The following is a 19,739-nucleotide window of genomic DNA, read 5'->3' on the forward strand; positions in this document are numbered from 1 at the left end:
GGCTCCTTGCCGTGACTGTCGCTCCCGTCCAATCGCCACACAGTGTCAAAGACCAGGTCAGTGCTGCCGAGTGGCAGACGCGTGTCGACCTGGCCGCCTGTTATCGCCTGGTCGCTCAACACGGTTGGGATGACCTGATCTTTACCCATATTTCCGCCAAGGTGCCCGGCACCGAAGATTTCCTCATCAATCCCTTCGGGTTGATGTTTCACGAAATTACCGCGTCGAGCCTGGTCAAGGTGGATCAGGCCGGCAACAAGCTGATGGACAGTCCTTACGAGATCAATCCGGCGGGTTACACCATCCATAGCGCCGTGCATGAAGTCCGTCACGATGTCGTCTGTGTACTGCACACCCACACGGCTTCGGGGGTTGCGGTGTCGGCTCAGAAGCAGGGCGTTTTGCCGATCAGCCAACAGTCGTTGTTCGTGCTTTCCAGCCTGGCCTACCACGCCTACGAAGGCGTGGCGCTCAACCATGAAGAGAAAGTGCGGCTGCAGGCCGACCTCGGTGAAAATAATTTCCTGATGTTGCATAACCACGGTCTTCTGACCTGCGGCAACACCATCGCCGATACGTTCCTGATGATGTTCACCTTTCAGCGTGCCTGCGATATTCAGGTGATGGCGCAGAACGGTGCCGCTGAACTGATCGCCATCGAACCGCAGATTCTGGCCGGCGCCAAGGCCATGATCGCGGGTGTCACCAGAAGTGCTCAAGGAATGGGCGGAGCGCTGGCCTGGCCGGCGCTGCTGCGTAAGCTCGATAAACTGGACCCGGGTTATAAACTCTAATGGCACTCGCCGAGATCCCCCTGTGTGTCTGGCGCAAACGCAGCCAGACCTTCGTATTCCGTGGCCACAGCATCCGTTACTGGACAGCGGGGCAGGGTGAGCCGTTGTTGCTCATTCACGGGTTTCCATCCGCCAGTTGGGACTGGCATTACCTGTGGCAGCCTTTGACCCAGCGATTTCGTGTGATCGCGTGCGACATGCTGGGCTTTGGTGACTCGGCCAAACCGGTGAATCACGACTACAGCCTGCAGGAGCAAGCAGATTTGCAACTGGCACTGCTTGAACACCTGAATGTCGAACAGCCGGTGCACCTGTTCGCCCACGATTACGGTGACAGCGTGGCCCAGGAACTGCTGGCCCGGCACTACGAGTCGCGGGTGGAGCTGGCCAGTTGCGTGTTTCTCAATGGCGGCTTGTTTCCGGAAACCCACCGTCCGGTACTGATGCAAAAACTCCTGCTCAGCCCTTTGGGCTGGATGATTGGCCGCGCCTTCAGCCGCGATGGCCTGGTGAGAAGCTTTCGGCAGATTTTCGGTCCGAAAACCCGTCCCAGTGAAAGCCAGATGGATGATTTCTGGAGCTTGATCGAAAGTCATCGTGGGCCACGGATCATGCACAAATTGATCGCTTACATCCCGGAGCGACGTGTCTGGCGCAATCGCTGGGTGAGCGCGATGCAGCGCGGTGAAGTGCCACTGCGGGTGATCGATGGCGGGGTCGATCCGGTCTCCGGCGTGCACATGGTCGAGCGTTACCGGGAACTGATCCCGGAGGCGGACACGGTGGTGTTGCCCGACATTGGTCACTACCCACAGATCGAGGCGCCCTGCGAGGTGCTCAAGCACTACCTGGCGTTTCGCGATCAACTGCTCTTCCCGCCGCGCAAGGTGGCGTATTCCTGACGCACCGCGTAAACCTTCTGGGCTTTTGTGGCGAGGGGGCTTGCCCCCGTTGGACTGCGTAGCAGTCCCATGCTCTGTAGGGAAAAAGAAGGGCCGCTGCGCGACCCAACGGGGGCAAGCCCCCTCACCACAGGGTTCGTGTCCATTTCTACATCAATCATCCCCCAGCCTTATCGCGCACCATTCAGCCTCCCCCGTGTTCATTGTGACCCGCGGCTCCGTGGCTGAAACTGGGACTCATTGTCCCTTGGCCTGCTGGAGTCCCCCCATGAATGAGTCTGTGCGCTTCGAAGATAAAGTCGTGATCATCACAGGTGCCGGTGGCGGCCTGGGACGGGCGCATGCATTGCTGTTCGCCAAACAGGGCGCCAAGGTGCTGGTCAACGATCTTGGCGGCTCGGCCCAGGGCGAAGGCGCCAACGCTTCGGCCGCCGACCGCGTGGTAGCAGACATTCGCGAGGCCGGCGGTATCGCCCAGGCCAACCACGACTCGGTCACTGACGGTGACAAACTGGTTCAGCACGCCATGGATGTCTTCGGTCGCGTCGACGTGGTGGTCAACAACGCCGGTATCCTGCGTGACAAGACCTTCCACAAAATGGATGACGCCGACTGGGACCTGGTTTACCGCGTCCACGTCGAAGGTGCCTACAAAGTCACCCGCGCCGCCTGGCCGCACATGCGCGAGCAGAACTACGGCCGGGTGATTTTCACCGCGTCGACCTCGGGTATCTATGGCAACTTCGGCCAGTCCAACTACGGCATGGCCAAGCTCGGTCTCTACGGCCTGACCCGCACCCTGGCCATCGAAGGCCGCAAGAACAACATCCTGGTCAATGCCATTGCCCCCACCGGCGGCACGCGCATGACCGAAGGCCTGATCCCGCCGCAGGTGTTCGAACAACTCAAGCCGGAACTGGTCAGCCCGCTGGTGGTGTACCTGGCCAGCGAGAACTGCCAGGAAACCTCCGGCCTGTTCGAAGTCGGTGGCGGCTGGATGGGCAAGGTCCGCTGGGAGCGCAGCCTCGGCATCGGGTTCGATCCACGGGCGGGGTTTTCCCCGGAAGACGTGGCGGCGCACTGGCAGCAGATCTGCGACTTCGAAGGTGCGGCGCATCCAAAGGACAATATCGAGGCGTTGAAGGAGATGATGGGGAATTTGCAGAAGTATTCGCTCTGACAAAACCGGCAAGGTCACATTGACTGGCCTTGCCGGTTGTTGCATTTGTCGTCCGGAAAACCGTTTGGTCGCCATCAGCCGGGAAAGTATTTGACTACCAGCGCCTTCAGGTTGGCGGCTGTTTGTGCGTCCATTTTTCCATCGTAATTGTCCGGGCGAAAATGCATCTGGAATGCCCGCACCAACTGTTGAAAACCACCTTCCGTTGACGCGCCCGAGACATCATATCCATAGGATTTGAACAGCCCCAGCAATTCGCTTCGGGCTGGAACACCTGACGAGTTGTATTGGCACAGATACTTGTCCCGGGTGGTTGCATCGAACCAGGCGCCGACGCCTTTCAAGTACAGCGCCTGCCAGGGAAACATCGGCCCCGGGTCACTTTTGCGGCCGACTGAAACATCGGAGTGGCCCAGAACCTGCGTCGGCGTGATATCCGGGTAGCGCTTGAGGATGTTCAGCGCCAGTTGTTCAATCGCTGCAATCTGCTCGGGGTGATACGGCGGGAAGGTGAAATCGCCTTCGTCGTCAGTCGCCAGGTTGACGACTTCAACGCCGATGGACGTGTCATTCAGATTGCTGCGGTTGCCCCACTGGCTGACGCCGGCGTGCCACGCGCGATGGGTTTCTTCCACCAGGCTGAAGACTTCCTGCCCGGTATGACCGGCTTTCAGGTAGCTGGGGTCGGTGATATCTGGAACCAGATAGTGCGCGCTGACATTCGGGCCGGTCAGGGTACTGACAGAACTTGAAAAGTTAGCGGCCGTGTAGTGAAAAACCAGAAAGCGTACTCGACTGTTGACGCTTCTGGTTGAACGATACTGGTTGTAACTGATGGGTTTCATGGCTGCACTCACAATAATTAAGTTTGAAGTCGGACGACGATAAAGGTCGTTCGTCGACTTGCTGTTCAACTTAATGGCCTGAGCGCAGTTGGTGTTTACCTATGCTTGTAGTCGTTTTCTGAAAGAAGTGTAGGCATGTAAAGTTTTGCCTGGAGGGTCAGGGTTGCCGACTGACTGTAGGAGCCGGCTTGCCGGCGATGGACTCAAGTGCGCCGCGTTTATCCGGTTCACACGCGTTATGGTTAACGACCATCGCCGGCAAGCCAGCCCCTACAAGAGACCGCGTCCGAGTCGAAATGATGTGAACACCAAACTGTAGGAGCCGGCTTGCTGGCGATGGACTCGAGTACGCCGCGTTTATCCAGTCCACACGCGTTATCGTTAACAACCATCGCTGGCAAGCCAGCTCCTACAAGGGACCGCGTCCGGGTCGCAATGATGTGAACGCCAAACTGTAGGAGCCAGCTTGCTGGCGATGGACTCCAGTGCGCCGCGTTTATCCAGGTCACGCGCGTCATCGTTAACGACCATCGCTGGCAAGCCAGCCCCTACAAGAGACCGCGTCCGAGTCGAAATGATGTGAACGCCAAACTGTAGGAGCCGGCTTGCTGGCGATGGACTCGAGTACGCCGCGTTTATCCAGTCCACACGCGTTATCGTTAACAACCATCGCTGGCAAGCCAGCTCCTACAAGGGACCGCGTCCGGGTCGCAATGATGTGAACGCCAAACTGTAGGAGCCAGCTTGCTGGCGATGGACTCCAGTGCGCCGCGTTTATCCAGGTCACGCGCGTCATCGTTAACGACCATCGCTGGCAAGCCAGCCCCTACAAGAGACCGCGTCCGAGTCGAAATGATGTGAACGCCAAATTGTAGGAGCCGGCTTGCTGGCGATGGACTCCAGTGCGCCGCGTTTATCCAGTTCATGCGCGTTATCGTTAACGACCATCGCCGGCAAGCCAGCTCCTACACAGGACCGCGTCCTGGTGGAAATGATGTGAACGCCAAACTGTAGGAGCCGGCTTGCTGGCGATGGACTCGAGTGCGCCGCGTTTATCCGGTTCGTACGCGTTATCGTTAACGACCATCGCCGGCAAGCCAGCCCCTACAAGAGACCGCGTCCTGGTGGAAATGATGTGAACGCCAAACTGTAGGAGCCGGCTTGCTGGCGATGGACTCGAGTGCGCCGCGTTTATCCGGTTCGTACGCGTTATCGTTAACGACCATCGCCGGCAAGCCAGCCCCTACAAGAGACCGCGTCCGAGTGGAAATGATGTGAACGCCAAATTGTAGGAGCCGGCTTGCCGGCGATGGACTCAAGTGCGCCGCGTTTATCCAGGTCATACGCGTTATCGTTGACGACCATCGCTGCGATGCGGCGACCCGACAAGCCAGCTCCTACTGGAGGCGCGTCCGAGTCGACAATGAGGGGGCCTCCAAACCAGTGAAAGCCGCATAAAAAAGGCCGCTGCAAACGCAGCGGCCAAAGTAAGACGTTGGATCAGGAGCTACAAATCAACGTCAGTGAACACGGGGCGATGAACCGAATCCTCAATTCATCTGAAATCTTTCAATCACGGCGCAGGCCGGTACATCGTGCCTTGCGGGGGTTACCGTGGCAGTCAGGTAAGAATAAGCCCTTATTGTCGTAGGAAAAATACCAATTCCGGACATGCACTGTTGCAGCCCCGGCAACAGTCAGGCTTCGGCGCTCGCCGTCTGGATGATGCTCCAGTGGCAGTCATCCTTTAGAGGTACACCGCGAATACCTCCTTGGTGCGCTTATCGACCCCCGTGCCCGGCAGTAGGGTGAGGCCTTCTGTCACTCACCGGGGAAGACGCATGACAAAAACAACAATGCGCGCCATCTTCACACCGCAGGCGCTGGCGGCTGCGGTCGCATTAGGCTGCTGTGCCCAGGCACAGGCCGTATCGTTCAACATCGGGGAAATCGAGGGGACGTTCGACTCCTCGCTCTCAGTCGGCGCGAGCTGGGGCATGCGTGATGCGGATAACGCCCTGGTGGGTACCGTCAACGGCGGTTCTGGCCAGTCTTCAACCGGCGACGATGGGCGATTGAATTTCAAGAAGGGCGAAACCTTCTCGAAGATCTTCAAGGGGATCCACGACCTCGAATTGAAGTACGGCGACACCGGTGTGTTTGTGCGTGGCAAATACTGGTACGACTTTGAACTGAAAGATGAAAGCCGCCCCTTCAAGGACATCAGCGATCACAATCGTAAAGAAGGCGCCAAGTCTTCAGGCGGACAAATCCTCGACGCTTTCGTCTACCACAACTACTCCCTCGCCGATTTGCCGGGCACGGTTCGCGCCGGCAAGCAGGTGGTCAGTTGGGGCGAGAGCACCTTCATCGGCAACTCGATCAATAGCATCAACCCGGTCGACGTGTCTGCGTTCCGTCGTCCCGGAGCCGAGATCAAGGAAGGCCTGATTCCGGTAAACATGTTGTTTGCTTCCCAGGGGCTGACGGACAAGCTGACGGTCGAAGGTTTCTATCAACTGGAATGGGATCAGACGGTCGTCGATAACTGCGGCACCTTCTTTGGGGTCGATGTGGTGGCGGACGGCTGCAACAAGGGCTACACCGTTGCCAGCCCGGCCATTGCACCCTTGCAGCCGATTGCAGCGGCCTTTGGCCAGGGCTTCGAAGTCAGCAAGGAAGGTGTGATCGTCCCTCGTGGTGGCGACCGCGATGCCCGGGATTCCGGGCAGTGGGGGACAGCATTGCGCTGGCTGGGGGACGACACCGAGTACGGCCTGTACTTCATGAACTACCACAGTCGCTCGCCGAACGTCGGGACCACCACCGCCGGGCCCGGTACGCTGGCAAGCATTCCGGGGATCGTCACCGCCGCCAACCGCATTGCCCCCGGTAGCGGTTCAGGCCTGGCCCAAAGTGTGATGCTCGGTCGCGGCCAGTATTACCTCGAATACCCGGAGGACATCCGCCTCTACGGCGCGAGCTTCTCTACCACCTTATCCACCGGCACCGCGTGGAGCGGGGAAATCAGCTACCGCCCCAACGCCCCGGTGCAGGTCAACACCAATGACCTGACCCTGGCGTTGCTCAACCCGATCGCTGGCGGAGCCGCATCGCCCATCACCACCTCACCCGGGGCCGACAACAAAGGCTATCGCCGCAAGGAGGTGACGCAGGTCCAGAGCACCCTGACGCACTTCATCGACCAGGTTGCGGGTGCGGATCGCCTGACCCTGGTGGGTGAGGCCGCGGTGGTTCGGGTCGGTGGCCTGGAAGCACGGACCAAACTGCGCTACGGCCGCGACTCGGTGTATGGCCAGTATGGTTTCGGCGGGGATACCGATGGCTTCGTGACGTCGACCTCATGGGGTTATCGCGCCCGGGCCATCCTCGACTACAACAACCTCATCGCCGGGATCAACTTCAGGCCCAACCTCTCGTGGTCCCACGACGTCTCCGGCTATGGCCCCAACGGCCTGTTCAACGAAGGCGCCAAGGCCGTCAGCCTCGGCGTCGATGCGGACTATCGCAACACCTACACCGCGAGCCTCAGTTACACCGACTTTTTCGGCGGGGACTACAACGTCCTCACTGACCGTGACTTCGTGGCGTTGAGCTTTGGCGTGAACTTCTGATCTGGCTGAAAAGGATGATTTCGATGCGCAAGATGATTCTGCAATTGGGCGCGCTGACCCTCGGGTTATTGGCCGCCAACGTGATGGCCGCGGTCTCGCCGGAAGAAGCCGGCAAGCTCGGCACCAGCCTGACCCCGCTGGGTGCCGAGAAGGCCGGCAATGCCGATGGCTCGATTCCGGCCTGGACCGGCGGTATCCCGAAAAACGCTGGTGCGGTGGACAGCAAAGGTTTTCTGGCCGATCCGTTCGCCAACGAAAAACCGTTGTTCGTGATCACCGCGGCGACCGTCGACAAGTACAAGGACAAGCTCTCCGACGGCCAGGTCGCGATGTTCAAGCGCTATCCCGAGACATACAAAATTCCTGTCTACCCGAGCCATCGCACCGTGGCGTTACCGGCAGAGATATACGAGGCGGCCAAACGCAGCGCACTGAACGTCACACCGATCAACGACGGTAACGGTCTGGCCAACTTCACCGGCAACCGCTACTACGCGTTCCCGATTCCGAAGAATGGTGTGGAGGTGATCTGGAATCACATCACGCGTTACCACGGCGGCAATCTGCGCCGCACCATCACCCAGGCGACACCGCAGTCCAATGGCGACTTCACGGTGGTGCGCTTCAAGGACGAGGTCGCCGTACCGTCGTTGCTCGGTGACCTGAAACCGGGCAGCGACGATAACGTCCTCAGCTACTTCAAGCAGGAAGTCACCGCGCCGGCGCGGCTGGCGGGCAACGTGTTGCTGGTCCACGAAACCCTCGACCAGGTCAAGGAGCCACGCAAGGCCTGGATCTACAACGCCGGCCAGCGGCGGGTACGGCGTGCGCCACAGGTCGCCTATGACGGCGTCGGCACCTCATCCGACGGCTTGCGCACCACTGACAACTTCGACATGTTTTCCGGTGCGCCGGATCGCTACGACTGGAAACTGGTCGGCAAGAAGGAGATGTACATCCCCTACAACAGCTACAAGCTCGACTCGCCGGATCTCAAGTACACCGATGTGATCAAGGCCGGGCACATCAATCAGGACCTGACTCGTTATGAGTTGCACCGGGTCTGGGAAGTCGTTGCCACGGTCAAGCCAAACGAGCGGCACGTGTATGCCAAGCGCCACATGTACATCGATGAAGACAGCTGGCAAGTGGCGCTGGCCGACCACTACGACGGGCGCGGACAGCTCTGGCGCGTCGCCGAAGGGCATGCCCAGTTCTACTACGATCACCAGGTGCCGGCCTACACAGTCGAAGCACTGTATGACCTGATTGCCGGTCGTTATATCGCCCTGGGAATGAAAAACGAGGAGAAGCGCAGCTTCGAATTCAACGTCAATGCAATAGCGGGGGACTACACACCAGCGGCCTTGCGTAGCACGGGGGTCAGGTAGGTTTCCTACGTGCTCCTACACAAAAGGGTGACCTTACGGTCACCTTTTTTATAGGGGTTGATCAGTGTGTTGAATACTTCTTCAACAAGCGCTCGGGAGGGGTCTAGGGTGGCGCCAGAATTATAAAAAAAGGCGCACCACTATGACCGCTATGACGCACCGTCTGGACCGCCCTGGCTTCCTGCCCCGACTGTCGTCCCATCATCTGTCCCGCGAGCGGCTGATTGAACCCATGCTCGTCTCGACGGCGCGGGTGAAGTTGCTTTGCGCGCCGGCGGGTAGTGGCAAGAGCGCGTTGCTCACCGAATGCCTGTTGCGGGCACCGGAGCGCTGTCGGGTCTGTTGGCTGCCACTGGCGGGGGAGTCAATGAGTACCGGCGATTTTCTATTGCGCCTGACGCAAGCGTTGGGCCTGCCCTCGGCGGATGAGCCCGGTCTGCTGGCGCATCTGGCCCGATTACAGGCGCCGACCTGGCTGTTTCTCGATGATTACTGCCGGGCACCCAACCCGGAACTCGACCGGTTGCTCGATCGCCTGTTGGCCGTCGCCAGCCCGTCGCTGACCTGGTGGTTGAGTTCGCGTCGACGACCACCCTGCAACTGGCCGCGGCTGCTGCTCAATGATGAGTTGTACGAGTGTGAAGGCCGGGCACTGGCGTTTACCGAGGCTGAGGTCCGGCAGTTGCTCGGTCATGTCGAGCCGACCCTGGCGGCACAATCGGCCAGGCGTGTGTTCGAGCGCAGCGGTGGCTGGTGCGCCGGCGTGCGGATCGCGTTACTCAATGGTTGTCCGTGGTCGGGTGAACAGGGGCGTTCAGCGACGCTGCTCGATTATCTGCAACACGAGTTGTTCAACACCTTGCCGCCGGAGTTGGTTGAGGTCTGGCAGGTGTTGGTTCATCTGCCGCGCTTCAACGCCAGCTTGTGCGAGCATCTTTTCGGGACGGGTGAGGGCGCGCAGTGGCTGCATGCACTGCAGGAAATGGGCTGCTTCATTGAACCCTGGGAAGACTCCGTCGAGTGGTTGCGGATCTTCGAGCCGCTGGCCCGGGTGATGCGTGATGAACCTGCCCCGGCCGGGCGCTCCTGGCATCGCCGCGCGTGCCAGTGGTTCAGTGCTGAAGAAGACTGGCAGGGCGCCTTCGAGCAGGCGCTACTGGCAGAGGAACACGAGATCGCGGTCAGCCTGTTGCAGCACTTCAGCTTTGAGCATTTGTTCAAGCGGCAGAACGTCAGCTGGTTACTCAAGCTGCATGAGCACTTGGGTGAACAATTGACCCTGGGCACGCCGCAACGGGTCGGGCTGATCACCGCAGCCTTGCTGTTTGCCGGGCGCTTCGAGCAGGCGGCTGCGTGCATTGGGCAACTGGCGCGATTTGCCCCGCAACCGACGGCATCCCTGCAACGGCAACTGCTGGCGCGTTGGCAGGCGCAACAGGGATGGTTGCTGCATCTGCAGGGGCGCATGCCGGCCGCCCGGGAGCACTTTCTCGAGGCACTGGAGGCGCTGGCGGCTGATGCCTGGCCTGCACGGTTGCTGTGTCTGTCCGGGTTGACCCAGCAAGCGCTACTCAACGCCGACCTCGATGCCGCCCAGGCCTTCAATCGTGACGCACTGTGCCTGGCGCGGGCACAAGGCTCGTTGCTGTTTGAAGGCTTGCTCGAACTCGATCATGCGCAATTGCTGGAGCAACGCGGCGCGCCCCGGCGAGCGGCGCATTTGCTGGCCGACATCCATGAAATGCTCGAACGGCAGGCTGATCGACCGACGCCACTGCTGGGGCGAATCGCCCTGCGGCGTGGACGGTTGGCCTTGTGCCAGGGCCAGGATGAATTGGCCGGCGAATGTTTCCAGGCGGGCCTTGATGACTGCCTGCACAGTCAGGACAAACACGTGTTGTACGGGTTTCTCGGGCAGGCGCAAATGGCGGCCAATCAGCGCGACTACGCCCATGCGTTCGATCGCCTGCGCGAGGCCGAGCGGCTGATGCAGCAACGGCAGATCCCCGACACCGTTTATCGCGGCGTGCTGCTGCAAGTCAGCAGCCATTTCTGGTTGCAACAAGGGCGCCCGGAGTTGGCCCGGGAGGCACTGATCCGGGTCTTGCGGCATTACCGCGGGGCCCACGCGCGCCAGGCACCGCCGGCCACACTGCAACTGATCACACGTATCGAATACCAGTTGGTGCTGGCCGAGACTCGACTGCAACGGGTGCAACGTCCATTGGATCGGCTCAAGGCGTTACTCGAGCACGCGCAACAACACGCCATGCTGACGCTGGAAACGGAGTTGCACATGGCAATGTGCGAAGTGGCGGACCTGACGGGCGAGCCGGCCGTGGCTCAGGCAGCACTGGAGGCGGGGCTGGCGCTGGTGAGCCGGTGCCAGGGACAACAGGCGTTGCGTGACTTGACGTTGCGTCAGCCCGATTTGATCCGCCGTTTACGCGGGGAGGAGTCGGCGACCGCGATGACCATGGATGCCGGCCTGCTGAGCAGTCGGGAATTGGAGGTGCTCGGCCTGATTGCCTTGGGTAATTCCAATCAGCAAATTGCCGAGCAGCTGTTCATTTCGTTGCATACAGTGAAAACCCACGCACGCAGAATCCACAGCAAGCTAGGTGTTGAACGTCGCACGCAAGCCGTGGCGATGGGCAAGAAACTGGGGCTGATCCTGTCCGCCTGATCAGCGCTGCTGCGGTTAGTTTGTCGATGCGTCGGGCTCGAAGCCCATGCGCCAACTCACTGCCCGTGTGGCAGACAACAAACGCCGCGCCGCCGGGCCGTCTTCATCGGCGTGAAACAGCGAGGTCGGCCCGACCACCGTCAGCACTGCCGCAACCTTGCCCATGGCGTTGAACACCGGCGCCGACAAGGCATCCACTCCGGGCATCAACAGTCCATGCACATGATGCAGGCCCCGTTGGCGAATCTGTTCGCACATCGTTGCGTAGGCCTGATCATCCGCCAAGGCGTGGGCGGTAGCGCTTTGCAGTTCCTGTTCACGCAGGTCCATGGTTTCACGCGCAGGCAGGTACGCACCGAAGACCAGTCCGGTCGAAGAGCTCAGCAGCGGCAATACCGAGCCCAGTTGTGTCACCACCGTCACCGCTCGCACCGCCGGTTCGATATGCACAACGGTCGCGCCCTGATTGCCCCACACCGCCAGAAAGCAGGTTTCGTTCAAGTCGTCGCGCAGTTCAGCCAGGGGCAGGGCGGCAACTTTCAGCACGTCCATACTGTTGAGTGCCGCCAACCCCACGCGCAAGGCTTCGCGGCCCAGGCCGTAATGGTTGGTGGCGGCGTTCTGTTCGGCGAATCCGCTGGCGATCAGCGCCTGCAAATAGCGGTGAACCTTGCTCGCCGGCATCTGCACGTGTTCGGCCAGGCGCGACAGCGAAGTCGAGGGCGACAACTCGGCCAGAGCCTTGAGGATGTCAGTGCCAACCTCGGCCGAGCGGACTTTCTGTTTACCGTTGTTGTCGCTGGTTTTTTCCATGGTGCCTGGGATCCCGGGACGAATGGGCGTCTTTATAGCTTGACGGTCAATACCAATCAAATTACGTTATGCGTAATTGAATTACGATAAAAATAACCCAGGCAGGCCACTTACTCCTCCAAAGAGTGACCGGCATTGCCGACTCCCTGTTCAGGAGGCTCCATGAACCCCGATTCAACGACGCCAGCGCTGGCCTACCTGTCAGGCTTCGGCAACGAATTCAGCAGCGAAGCGTTGCCGGGCGCACTGCCTGTCGGCCAGAACTCCCCGCAAAAAGCCCCGTATGGCCTCTACACCGAACTGTTCTCCGGCACGGCATTCACCATGGCGCGCAGCGAGGCGCGGCGGACCTGGATGTATCGCATTCAGCCGTCGGCCAATCATCCGGCGTTCGTCAAACTGGATCGGCAACTGGCCGGCGGTCCGCTGGGTGAAGTGACCCCCAACCGCCTGCGCTGGAACCCGCTGGAGATTCCCGCCGAGCCGACCGATTTCATCGACGGCCTGGTGAGCATGGCCGCCAACTCGGGTGCGGAAAAACCGGCGGGGATCAGCGTCTATAACTACCGCGCCAACCGTTCCATGGAGCGCGTGTTCTTCAATGCTGACGGCGAAATGTTGTTGGTGCCTGAACTGGGGCGCCTGCGCATTGCCACCGAACTCGGCGTGCTTGAGCTGGAACCTTTGGAAATTGCCGTACTGCCTCGCGGCCTTAAATTCCGCATCGAATTGCTCGACCCGCAAGCCCGTGGTTACGTCGCCGAAAACCATGGTGCGCCGCTGCGTCTGCCGGACTTGGGGCCGATCGGCAGCAATGGCCTGGCCAATCCGCGGGACTTCCTGACCCCGGTGGCGGCCTACGAAAACTTGCAGCAACCCACCACGCTGGTACAGAAGTTCCTCGGCCAGTTGTGGGCGTGCGAGCTCAATCATTCGCCGCTCAACGTGGTCGCCTGGCACGGTAACAACGTGCCGTACAAGTATGACCTGCGTCGTTTCAACACCATCGGCACCGTCAGTTTCGATCACCCCGATCCGTCAATCTTCACCGTACTGACCTCGCCGACCAGCGTTCATGGCCTGGCCAACCTCGACTTCGTAATCTTCCCGCCGCGCTGGATGGTCGCCGAGAAAACCTTCCGTCCACCGTGGTTCCACCGCAACCTGATGAACGAATTCATGGGGTTGATCCAGGGCGAATACGACGCCAAGGCCGAAGGTTTCGTGCCCGGCGGTGCTTCGTTGCACAGCTGCATGAGCGCCCACGGTCCCGACGGTGAGACCTGCACCAAAGCGGTCAACGCAGATCTCAAGCCGGCGAAAATCGACAACACCATGGCGTTCATGTTCGAGACCAGCCAGGTGTTGCGCCCAAGCCGTTTCGCCCTCGATTGCCCGCAATTGCAAAACACTTACGATGCCTGCTGGGCTACGCTGCCCGCCACTTTCGACCCGACCCGGAGATAACCCATGACGCAGACTTCCATCACTCGCAGCTGGGTTGCTTCCGCCAACGACCATGGTGATTTCCCGTTGCAAAACCTGCCGCTGGGCGTGTTCAGCGTGAAGGGTTCGGCGCCACGCAGCGGCGTGGCCATTGGCGAGCATATCTTTGATCTGCAAGCAGCCCTTGAGGCCGGATTGTTCGATGGCGCCGCGAAGGCTGCCGTCGAGGCCACCCGTGGCGGCCAGTTGAATGCGTTCTTCGAACTGGGCCGCGAGGCTCGCGTCGCCTTGCGCGAGCGTTTGCTGGAACTGTTCGCCGAAGGCAGCACCCTGCATGGCAAGATTGAAGCCCAGGGCGCAAAACTGCTGCCGCTGGCGGCGGATTGCGAGATGCACCTGCCGGCGAAAATCAACGATTACACCGACTTCTACGTCGGCATCGAGCACGCGCAGAACGTCGGCAAACTGTTCCGCCCGGACAACCCGTTGCTGCCGAACTACAAGTACGTGCCAATCGGCTACCACGGTCGTGCGTCGACCATTCGCCCGTCCGGTACCGATGTGCGCCGCCCGAAAGGCCAGACCTTGCCTGCCGGTCAGAGCGAACCGACGTTCGGCCCTTGCGCGCGCCTGGACTACGAACTGGAGCTGGGCATCTGGATCGGCCAGGGCAACGACATGGGCGACTCGATTGCCATTGGCGACGCCGCCGATCACATCGCCGGCTTCTGCCTGCTCAACGACTGGTCGGCTCGGGATATCCAGGCCTGGGAATACCAGCCGCTGGGGCCGTTCCTGTCGAAAAGCTTCATCACCAGCATCTCGCCGTGGGTCGTCACCGCCGAAGCGCTGGAGCCATTCCGTCGTGCCCAGCCTGCGCGTCCGCAAGGCGATCCGCAGCCGCTGCCGTACCTGTTCGACAAGCGCGATCAGGCCGCTGGTGCTTTCGACATCGAACTGGAAGTGCTGCTGCTCACCGAGGCCATGCGTGAACAGAACCTGCCAGCCCATCGCCTCACTCTGAGCAACACCGGGCACATGTACTGGACCGTGGCGCAAATGGTCGCGCACCACAGCGTCAATGGCTGCCAATTGCAGGCCGGTGATCTGTTCGGCTCGGGCACGCTGTCGGGGCCCGAGAACGGTCAGTTCGGCAGCCTGCTGGAAATTACCGAGGGCGGTAAAAAACCGATCGAGCTGGCCTCTGGCGAGGTGCGCAAGTTCCTGGAAGACGGCGATGAAATCATCCTGCGCGGCCGTTGCCGCCGTGACGGGTTCGCGTCCATCGGCTTCGGCGAATGCCGTGGCAAAGTGCTGGCGGCGCGCTGACAGGAGCAGGGCATGGAACTCTATACCTACTACCGTTCGACTTCGTCGTACCGGGTGCGTATCGCGTTGGCGCTCAAGGGCCTGGATTATCAATCCTTGCCCGTCAACCTGATCGCGCCGCAGGGCGGCGAGCATCGGCAGCCGCCTTATCTGGGCATCAACCCGCAGGGCCGCGTGCCGGCCTTGCGCACCGATGAAGGCGAGTTGCTGATCCAGTCTCCCGCGATCATCGAATACCTGGAGGAACGTTATCCACAGGTGCCACTGCTGTCCAAAGACCTGGCTGCCCGCGCTCACGAGCGCGGCGTGGCGGCGGTGATCGGCTGCGATGTACACCCGCTGCACAACGTCAGCGTGCTCAACCGGTTGCGCCAGTCGGGCCACGACGAACCGCAGGTGGTGGAGTGGATCGGCCATTGGATCGGCCAGGGGCTGGCGACGGTGGAACAGTTGATCGGTGATGACGCTTACTGCTTCGGCCCTGAGCCTGGGTTGGCGGACGTCTACCTGATTCCGCAACTGTACGCGGCCGAGCGGTTCAACGTTTCCCTGGAGGCTTACCCGCGAATCCGCCGAGTGGCGGCATTGGCGGCAACGCATCCGGCATTCATCAAGGCGCATCCGGCGAACCAGCCAGACACGCCATAACCACTCACACTATCCCAATGTGGGAGCGGGCTTGCTCGCGAAGAGGGCGTGTCAGTCAACAATAATGCGGCTGACACACCGCTTTCGCGAGCAAGCCCGCTCCCACAGGTTTTAGTGGTGCGCACAAATACTCGTCACGGCGCAAAACAAAGGTGGGAGCGGGCTTGCTCGCGAAGAGGGCGTGTCAGTCAACAATAATGTGGCTGACACACCGCTTTCGCGAGCAAGCCCGCTCCCACAGGTTTTAGTGGTGCGCACAAATATTCGTCACGGCGCAAAAAAAAGGTGGGAGCCGTGATCAGTGAACGATGGCGTTCGGCGGCAGATGCCCCAGCCGATCCGTCAGGCGAATACGCTGGATCGGGTCGTCGCTGAGCAGCAGCGCATGCTCAAGGTCGAAACGCTCGGCGTTCGGGCAGTCCAGCCGTTGGTACAGGCTGGCCCGGGCCAGGTAGTCGGCGGTACTGGCGTTGCCCAGTTCCAGGACGCGATCGGCGTCGATCAACGCATTGATGAAATCGTCGTGGGACAGGTACAACTGACGCAGGTTGCGCGACAGCCGTTGCAGCATCTGCACCGGTTCGGCGGTTTCCAGGTGCTCGGCGCTGAGCTTCATGTTCGGGCCGTACTGGCGGTGCAACAATTCCCGGCAATCGTTCGGATAGAGGCGACGACCGCCGCAGGGATCAAGCAAGTGGTCGGCGCCCGGTACCCGCAGCAGGAAATGCCCGGGGAAGTTGACCCCGACCATCGGAATCTCCAGGCCCCTGGCCAATTCCAGTGCAATCAGCCCCAGCGTCAAGGGTTGCCCTCGTCGGCGTTCCAGTACTTTGTCGAGCAGTGCCACTTGCGGGCGCAAGGGTGTGAAGTCGTCCTGGGCGAAGCCAAGGTCGTTCATGCGCCGCAGCAGCGGCTGGGCCAGTTCGCTGACCGGCAACATCGGCAAACCGCCGCTGACCCGTTGTTGCAGAGTCTGGAAATCGGCCAACAGCGCTTGCGGCTTCACTTCGCTGTCATGTTCGACCGCAATCCATAGCGCCGCCTCGAACAGCGCGGGCGGTGAACGTTGCAGGCAGGCGAAAAACGATTGGCGCGGGGTCATCGAAATCTCCGGGCAATGCCTCGTTTTAGCCCCCTCTCCGGCATTCGTCCAGTACCGCGCCAAGGCGAATACAGGTTATTTCCGAAAGCCTGTTTCGTGGCTGCGCTTATTCCTGTGCGCTTCTGCAATTTTTGGGCGCAAGCCTATACTGGCGTCTACAAGAAGTGATTCGGGAGCCTTACGATGTTCGCTCTCATGCAAAGTACTCGCCTTGAATCGCTGCATCTGAGCGTTGACTCGGTCACCGGGTTGAAGGCGGTCATTGCCATTCATAACAGCCGACTGGGGCCTGCCCTGGGCGGGTGTCGTTACCTTGCCTACCCCAACGACGAATCCGCGGTCGAGGACGCTGTGCGCCTGGCCCAAGGCATGAGCTACAAAGCAGCGCTGGCCGGCCTGGCCCAGGGCGGCGGCGTGGCGGTGATCGTGCGACCGGCCCATGTGGAAAACCGCGCGGCGCTGTTCGAAGCCTTCGGACGCTGCATTGAACAGCTCGAAGGTCGCTACATCACGGCCATCGACAGTGGCACTTCCGTGGCAGACATGGATTGCATCGCCCAACGGACCCAGCACGTCACCAGCACCACCTCGGCGGGGGACCCTGCGCCGCACGCGGCGATGGGCGTGTTCACCGGAATCCGCAGCACCGCCATGGCCCGCCTCGGCAGCGATAACCTCGAAGGTCTGCGCGTGGCTATCCAGGGCCTGGGCAATGTCGGCTATGCCTTGGCCGAACAACTGCACGCCGCCGGTGCCGAACTGCTGGTCAGCGACATCGATCACGGCAAGGTGCAACTGGCCATGGAGCAACTCGGCGCGCACCCGATTGCCAACGATGCGCTGCTCAGCACGCCGTGCGACATCCTCGCGCCTTGTGGGTTGGGCGGTGTACTCAACAGTCATACCGTAGCGCAATTGCGCTGCTCGGCGGTGGCCGGCTCGGCGAACAATCAACTGACGCACCTGGACGTCGCCGACCAGCTGGAACGTCGCGGCATCCTGTACGCACCGGATTACGTGATCAACGCTGGCGGGCTGATCTACGTGTCGCTCAAGCACCGTGGCGAAGAACTGTCGACCATCACCGCGCACCTGTCGAAAATCAGCTCGCGCCTGACCGAGGTGTTCGCCCACGCCCAGGCGGAAAAACGCTCCCCGGCACGAGTGGCGAATGAGTTGGCGGAGAAAGTGTTGTACCGGTGAATCCGCTGGGTTTTCCACAGGCATGAAAAAGGCCCTGAGCCATTCGACTCAGGGCCTGTTCAATTTGCTTTTTGCTTACTTGGCGGCTTTGGGAGCCTTGGCAGGCTTGGCCGGGGCGATCGGCTCAGCGGCTTCAACGACCTCGACCGCTGCAACAGGTTCTGCGACTTCAACCGGTGCGCTGAGCAGTTCGGACAGGGCGTCCGGTTGGCTCTTGAACGCCTTGGCGAACACATCGCGATTCTTCGCCATGTAGATCCCGGCTTCTTCCACTTGCTGCTCGGTCAGGGACGGAACGGCTTTTTGCAACACTTCAGCCAGCAACTCGGCCAGTTCGAGCATTTTGTCATGACGGTCAGCTTCGGCTTTATCCATGAACAAGCGCTCCAGATCTCGGCTGCTGCGGTATACCACTTCGACGGCCATTCACCACCTCACATGCCTTCACATTGGTTGTCGTTTTCGACTACTGTATCTATATACAGCTAAAGGATAAGCGAAACCCTGTCATTTGGGTAGTGGCTTTTTAATGTAGACCGGTTTCGACATTTGTCAGGTGAGGCGCTGCACAGGTGCGACCAAACGCCACGGCGCGTAATCCAGGGCGGCTCGCCATCATGGGCTGGCCTTTTTTCTGCATGCAGAAGAACCGTCACGTCCAACCCGCATCATCCGGTCTAGCCGACCTAAGGAAGCATCATCGTGAAAATCAACTGGGCCGAAAAACTGCGGCAGAACGTGCATGAACTGGCCGAGTCGCTGGGCAATCTGTTCGTCGAAACCTTTCACTACCTGGCGCTGTTCGCCATCGGTGCGGTGACCGCGTGGGCGGCGGTGATGGAGTTTCTTGGCATGATCGAAGAGGGGCACATCAAGATCGATGACATCTTGCTGCTGTTCATCTACCTGGAACTGGGGGCCATGGTCGGGATTTACTTCAAGACCAACCACATGCCAGTGCGTTTCCTGATCTACGTGGCGATCACCGCGCTGACGCGGCTGCTGATTTCCAACGTGTCGCACCACAATCCGCCGGACCTTGGGATCATCTACCTGTGCGGCGGGATTCTGCTGCTGGCGTTTGCGATCCTGGTGGTGCGTTACGCTTCGTCACAATTTCCTTCGGTGAAGATCGAGAACCCGCACCGCAAGACCGGTGCGGGCTCCAGTGAACATCCGGAAGTAGAAAAGGGCGAGCTTTAAAGCCCCATGGTGGGTCGGGGACGGCCTTTGGCGGATGGTGGCGGCAGGCTTCGCGTGCCGTCATCGGTCATGGCTTCGAGGATGGCCACGGCGCTGTGGCCTTGTTCGATGGCAATGCCGAATTGAATGCTTTGCACCAGACGCTTGAGACGTTGCGGGTCATTGCGTTGTTCGGCGCTGATCATGCGTTTGGCCACTATGCGGCCACTGTTGGAAAGGGTCAGCATGATGTTGCCATCCAGGCCCTGGATGCTCAGGTTGATCTGGTAATCCGCTGCAAAGGCATCGGTAATGAGCTGGAAAGGGTTGTCCATGATGCGTCACCGCCTGATTGAACGTGCAGTTGTTGACCGGCCGTGATCGGGTTGGTTCGCAATGCCAGACCACCGGCCATCTCGTCATCATTGTTCCAATCAGGATGTAGCAAGGGGCATGCCGACAAAAAAACACGTTTGTAGGAGCGAGCTTGCTCGCGATGGTCGTGAACGATAACGCGTCAAACCAGATGGTTTGCGGCGCCTGAGGGTTTTTCGCGAGCAGGCTCGCTCCTACAGGGGGCCGT

At 60.4% G+C, this 19,739-nt stretch carries 15 protein-coding genes and 1 pseudogene; 11 read left to right on the plus strand and 5 right to left on the minus strand.

Going from position 1 to position 19,739, the window contains the following annotated elements:
- Positions 1-11: 11 nt before the first annotated feature.
- The 3 genes from QMK54_RS04455 (at position 12) to QMK54_RS04465 (ending at position 2,876) form a co-directional block, all read left to right on the plus strand.
- Positions 12-794 (plus strand): class II aldolase/adducin family protein, encoded by a 783-nt coding sequence (locus tag QMK54_RS04455; RefSeq protein ID WP_320402129.1) that lies wholly within the window; start codon positions 12-14, stop codon positions 792-794.
- Complete coding sequence (locus QMK54_RS04460) at positions 794-1,696, plus strand: alpha/beta fold hydrolase (protein ID WP_110660456.1); 903 nt, start codon at positions 794-796, stop codon at positions 1,694-1,696. The genes QMK54_RS04455 and QMK54_RS04460 overlap by 1 nt, the downstream gene beginning before the upstream one ends.
- Positions 1,697-1,964: 268 nt before the next feature.
- Positions 1,965-2,876: an SDR family oxidoreductase gene (locus QMK54_RS04465; RefSeq protein WP_110660458.1), complete on the plus strand. Its 912-nt coding sequence runs from the start codon at positions 1,965-1,967 to the stop codon at positions 2,874-2,876.
- 74 nt (positions 2,877-2,950) lie between these two features.
- Here QMK54_RS04465 and QMK54_RS04470 read toward each other — a convergent pair whose 3' ends face one another.
- Positions 2,951-3,721, minus strand: a complete 771-nt coding sequence (locus tag QMK54_RS04470) for an N-acetylmuramoyl-L-alanine amidase (protein WP_110660459.1) — start codon at positions 3,719-3,721, stop codon at positions 2,951-2,953.
- Positions 3,722-5,562: 1,841 nt separating this feature from the next.
- Here QMK54_RS04470 and QMK54_RS04475 point away from each other — a divergent pair.
- The 3 genes from QMK54_RS04475 (at position 5,563) to QMK54_RS04485 (ending at position 11,433) form a co-directional block, all read left to right on the plus strand.
- On the plus strand, positions 5,563-7,356 hold the full coding sequence (locus QMK54_RS04475; RefSeq protein ID WP_110660985.1) for a DUF1302 domain-containing protein: 1,794 nt from the start codon (positions 5,563-5,565) through the stop codon (positions 7,354-7,356).
- 23 nt (positions 7,357-7,379) lie between these two features.
- Positions 7,380-8,747 carry a DUF1329 domain-containing protein gene (locus tag QMK54_RS04480; protein WP_223589198.1) on the plus strand — a complete coding sequence of 456 codons (1,368 nt, stop codon included), beginning with the start codon at positions 7,380-7,382 and terminating at the stop codon, positions 8,745-8,747.
- 142 nt (positions 8,748-8,889) lie between these two features.
- Positions 8,890-11,433, plus strand: a complete 2,544-nt coding sequence (locus QMK54_RS04485) for a helix-turn-helix transcriptional regulator (RefSeq protein WP_320402130.1) — start codon at positions 8,890-8,892, stop codon at positions 11,431-11,433.
- Positions 11,434-11,448: 15 nt separating this feature from the next.
- On the opposite strand, the gene QMK54_RS04490 is transcribed toward QMK54_RS04485, so the two are convergent.
- Positions 11,449-12,246 carry an IclR family transcriptional regulator gene (locus QMK54_RS04490; RefSeq protein WP_110660988.1) on the minus strand — a complete coding sequence of 266 codons (798 nt, stop codon included), beginning with the start codon at positions 12,244-12,246 and terminating at the stop codon, positions 11,449-11,451.
- A 162-nt stretch (positions 12,247-12,408) separates the two neighbouring features.
- Between QMK54_RS04490 and hmgA the strand changes: the two genes are divergently transcribed.
- From hmgA to maiA, 3 genes are read left to right on the plus strand one after another with little or no spacing between them, the layout of a single operon-like run.
- Positions 12,409-13,713, plus strand: coding sequence for a homogentisate 1,2-dioxygenase (gene hmgA, locus QMK54_RS04495; RefSeq protein ID WP_110660989.1), 1,305 nt, complete (start codon positions 12,409-12,411; stop codon positions 13,711-13,713).
- Between the two features lie 3 nt (positions 13,714-13,716).
- Positions 13,717-15,021: a fumarylacetoacetase gene (fahA, locus tag QMK54_RS04500; RefSeq protein WP_110660990.1), complete on the plus strand. Its 1,305-nt coding sequence runs from the start codon at positions 13,717-13,719 to the stop codon at positions 15,019-15,021.
- A gap of 12 nt (positions 15,022-15,033) precedes the next feature.
- Entirely contained in the window at positions 15,034-15,669 is a 636-nt protein-coding gene (gene maiA / locus QMK54_RS04505; RefSeq protein WP_223589204.1) for a maleylacetoacetate isomerase, read from the plus strand.
- Between the two features lie 298 nt (positions 15,670-15,967).
- On the opposite strand, the gene QMK54_RS04510 is transcribed toward maiA, so the two are convergent.
- On the minus strand, positions 15,968-16,771 hold the full coding sequence (locus tag QMK54_RS04510) for a SirB1 family protein (RefSeq protein ID WP_223589206.1): 804 nt from the start codon (positions 16,769-16,771) through the stop codon (positions 15,968-15,970).
- A 183-nt stretch (positions 16,772-16,954) separates the two neighbouring features.
- Between QMK54_RS04510 and QMK54_RS04515 the strand changes: the two genes are divergently transcribed.
- Positions 16,955-17,974 carry a Glu/Leu/Phe/Val dehydrogenase family protein gene (locus QMK54_RS04515; protein ID WP_110662878.1) on the plus strand — a complete coding sequence of 340 codons (1,020 nt, stop codon included), beginning with the start codon at positions 16,955-16,957 and terminating at the stop codon, positions 17,972-17,974.
- A gap of 186 nt (positions 17,975-18,160) precedes the next feature.
- Here the strand turns inward: QMK54_RS04515 and QMK54_RS04520 are convergent.
- A pseudogene (locus QMK54_RS04520) lies at positions 18,161-18,400 on the minus strand (YebG family protein); the annotation flags it as partial.
- A 276-nt stretch (positions 18,401-18,676) separates the two neighbouring features.
- Here QMK54_RS04520 and QMK54_RS04525 point away from each other — a divergent pair.
- The gene (locus QMK54_RS04525) at positions 18,677-19,177 is read left to right on the plus strand and encodes a phosphate-starvation-inducible protein PsiE (protein WP_008000650.1); all 501 of its coding nucleotides are present in this window, start codon (positions 18,677-18,679) and stop codon (positions 19,175-19,177) included.
- Here QMK54_RS04525 and QMK54_RS04530 read toward each other — a convergent pair.
- Positions 19,174-19,491, minus strand: coding sequence for a DUF3509 domain-containing protein (locus QMK54_RS04530; RefSeq protein WP_110659403.1), 318 nt, complete (start codon positions 19,489-19,491; stop codon positions 19,174-19,176). The genes QMK54_RS04525 and QMK54_RS04530 overlap by 4 nt on opposite strands.
- Positions 19,492-19,739: the final 248 nt, after the last annotated feature.

Source organism: Pseudomonas sp. P5_109 (genome assembly GCF_034009455.1).
Taxonomy (GTDB): Bacteria; Pseudomonadota; Gammaproteobacteria; order Pseudomonadales; family Pseudomonadaceae; genus Aquipseudomonas.

What these genes read in the sequence shown, in the direction of transcription:
- maiA (WP_223589204.1), top strand. Translation starts at nt 15,034, where the DNA reads ATGGAACTCTATACCTACTACCGTTCGACTTCGTCGTACCGGGTGCGT.
- QMK54_RS04460 (WP_110660456.1), top strand. Translation starts at nt 794, where the DNA reads ATGGCACTCGCCGAGATCCCCCTGTGTGTCTGGCGCAAACGCAGCCAG.
- QMK54_RS04485 (WP_320402130.1), top strand. Translation starts at nt 8,890, where the DNA reads ATGACCGCTATGACGCACCGTCTGGACCGCCCTGGCTTCCTGCCCCGA.
- fahA (WP_110660990.1), top strand. Translation starts at nt 13,717, where the DNA reads ATGACGCAGACTTCCATCACTCGCAGCTGGGTTGCTTCCGCCAACGAC.
- QMK54_RS04530 (WP_110659403.1), bottom strand. Translation starts at nt 19,491, where the DNA reads ATGGACAACCCTTTCCAGCTCATTACCGATGCCTTTGCAGCGGATTAC.
- QMK54_RS04475 (WP_110660985.1), top strand. Translation starts at nt 5,563, where the DNA reads ATGACAAAAACAACAATGCGCGCCATCTTCACACCGCAGGCGCTGGCG.
- QMK54_RS04480 (WP_223589198.1), top strand. Translation starts at nt 7,380, where the DNA reads ATGCGCAAGATGATTCTGCAATTGGGCGCGCTGACCCTCGGGTTATTG.
- QMK54_RS04510 (WP_223589206.1), bottom strand. Translation starts at nt 16,771, where the DNA reads ATGACCCCGCGCCAATCGTTTTTCGCCTGCCTGCAACGTTCACCGCCC.
- QMK54_RS04490 (WP_110660988.1), bottom strand. Translation starts at nt 12,246, where the DNA reads ATGGAAAAAACCAGCGACAACAACGGTAAACAGAAAGTCCGCTCGGCC.
- QMK54_RS04470 (WP_110660459.1), bottom strand. Translation starts at nt 3,721, where the DNA reads ATGAAACCCATCAGTTACAACCAGTATCGTTCAACCAGAAGCGTCAAC.
- QMK54_RS04465 (WP_110660458.1), top strand. Translation starts at nt 1,965, where the DNA reads ATGAATGAGTCTGTGCGCTTCGAAGATAAAGTCGTGATCATCACAGGT.
- hmgA (WP_110660989.1), top strand. Translation starts at nt 12,409, where the DNA reads ATGAACCCCGATTCAACGACGCCAGCGCTGGCCTACCTGTCAGGCTTC.
- QMK54_RS04515 (WP_110662878.1), top strand. Translation starts at nt 16,955, where the DNA reads ATGTTCGCTCTCATGCAAAGTACTCGCCTTGAATCGCTGCATCTGAGC.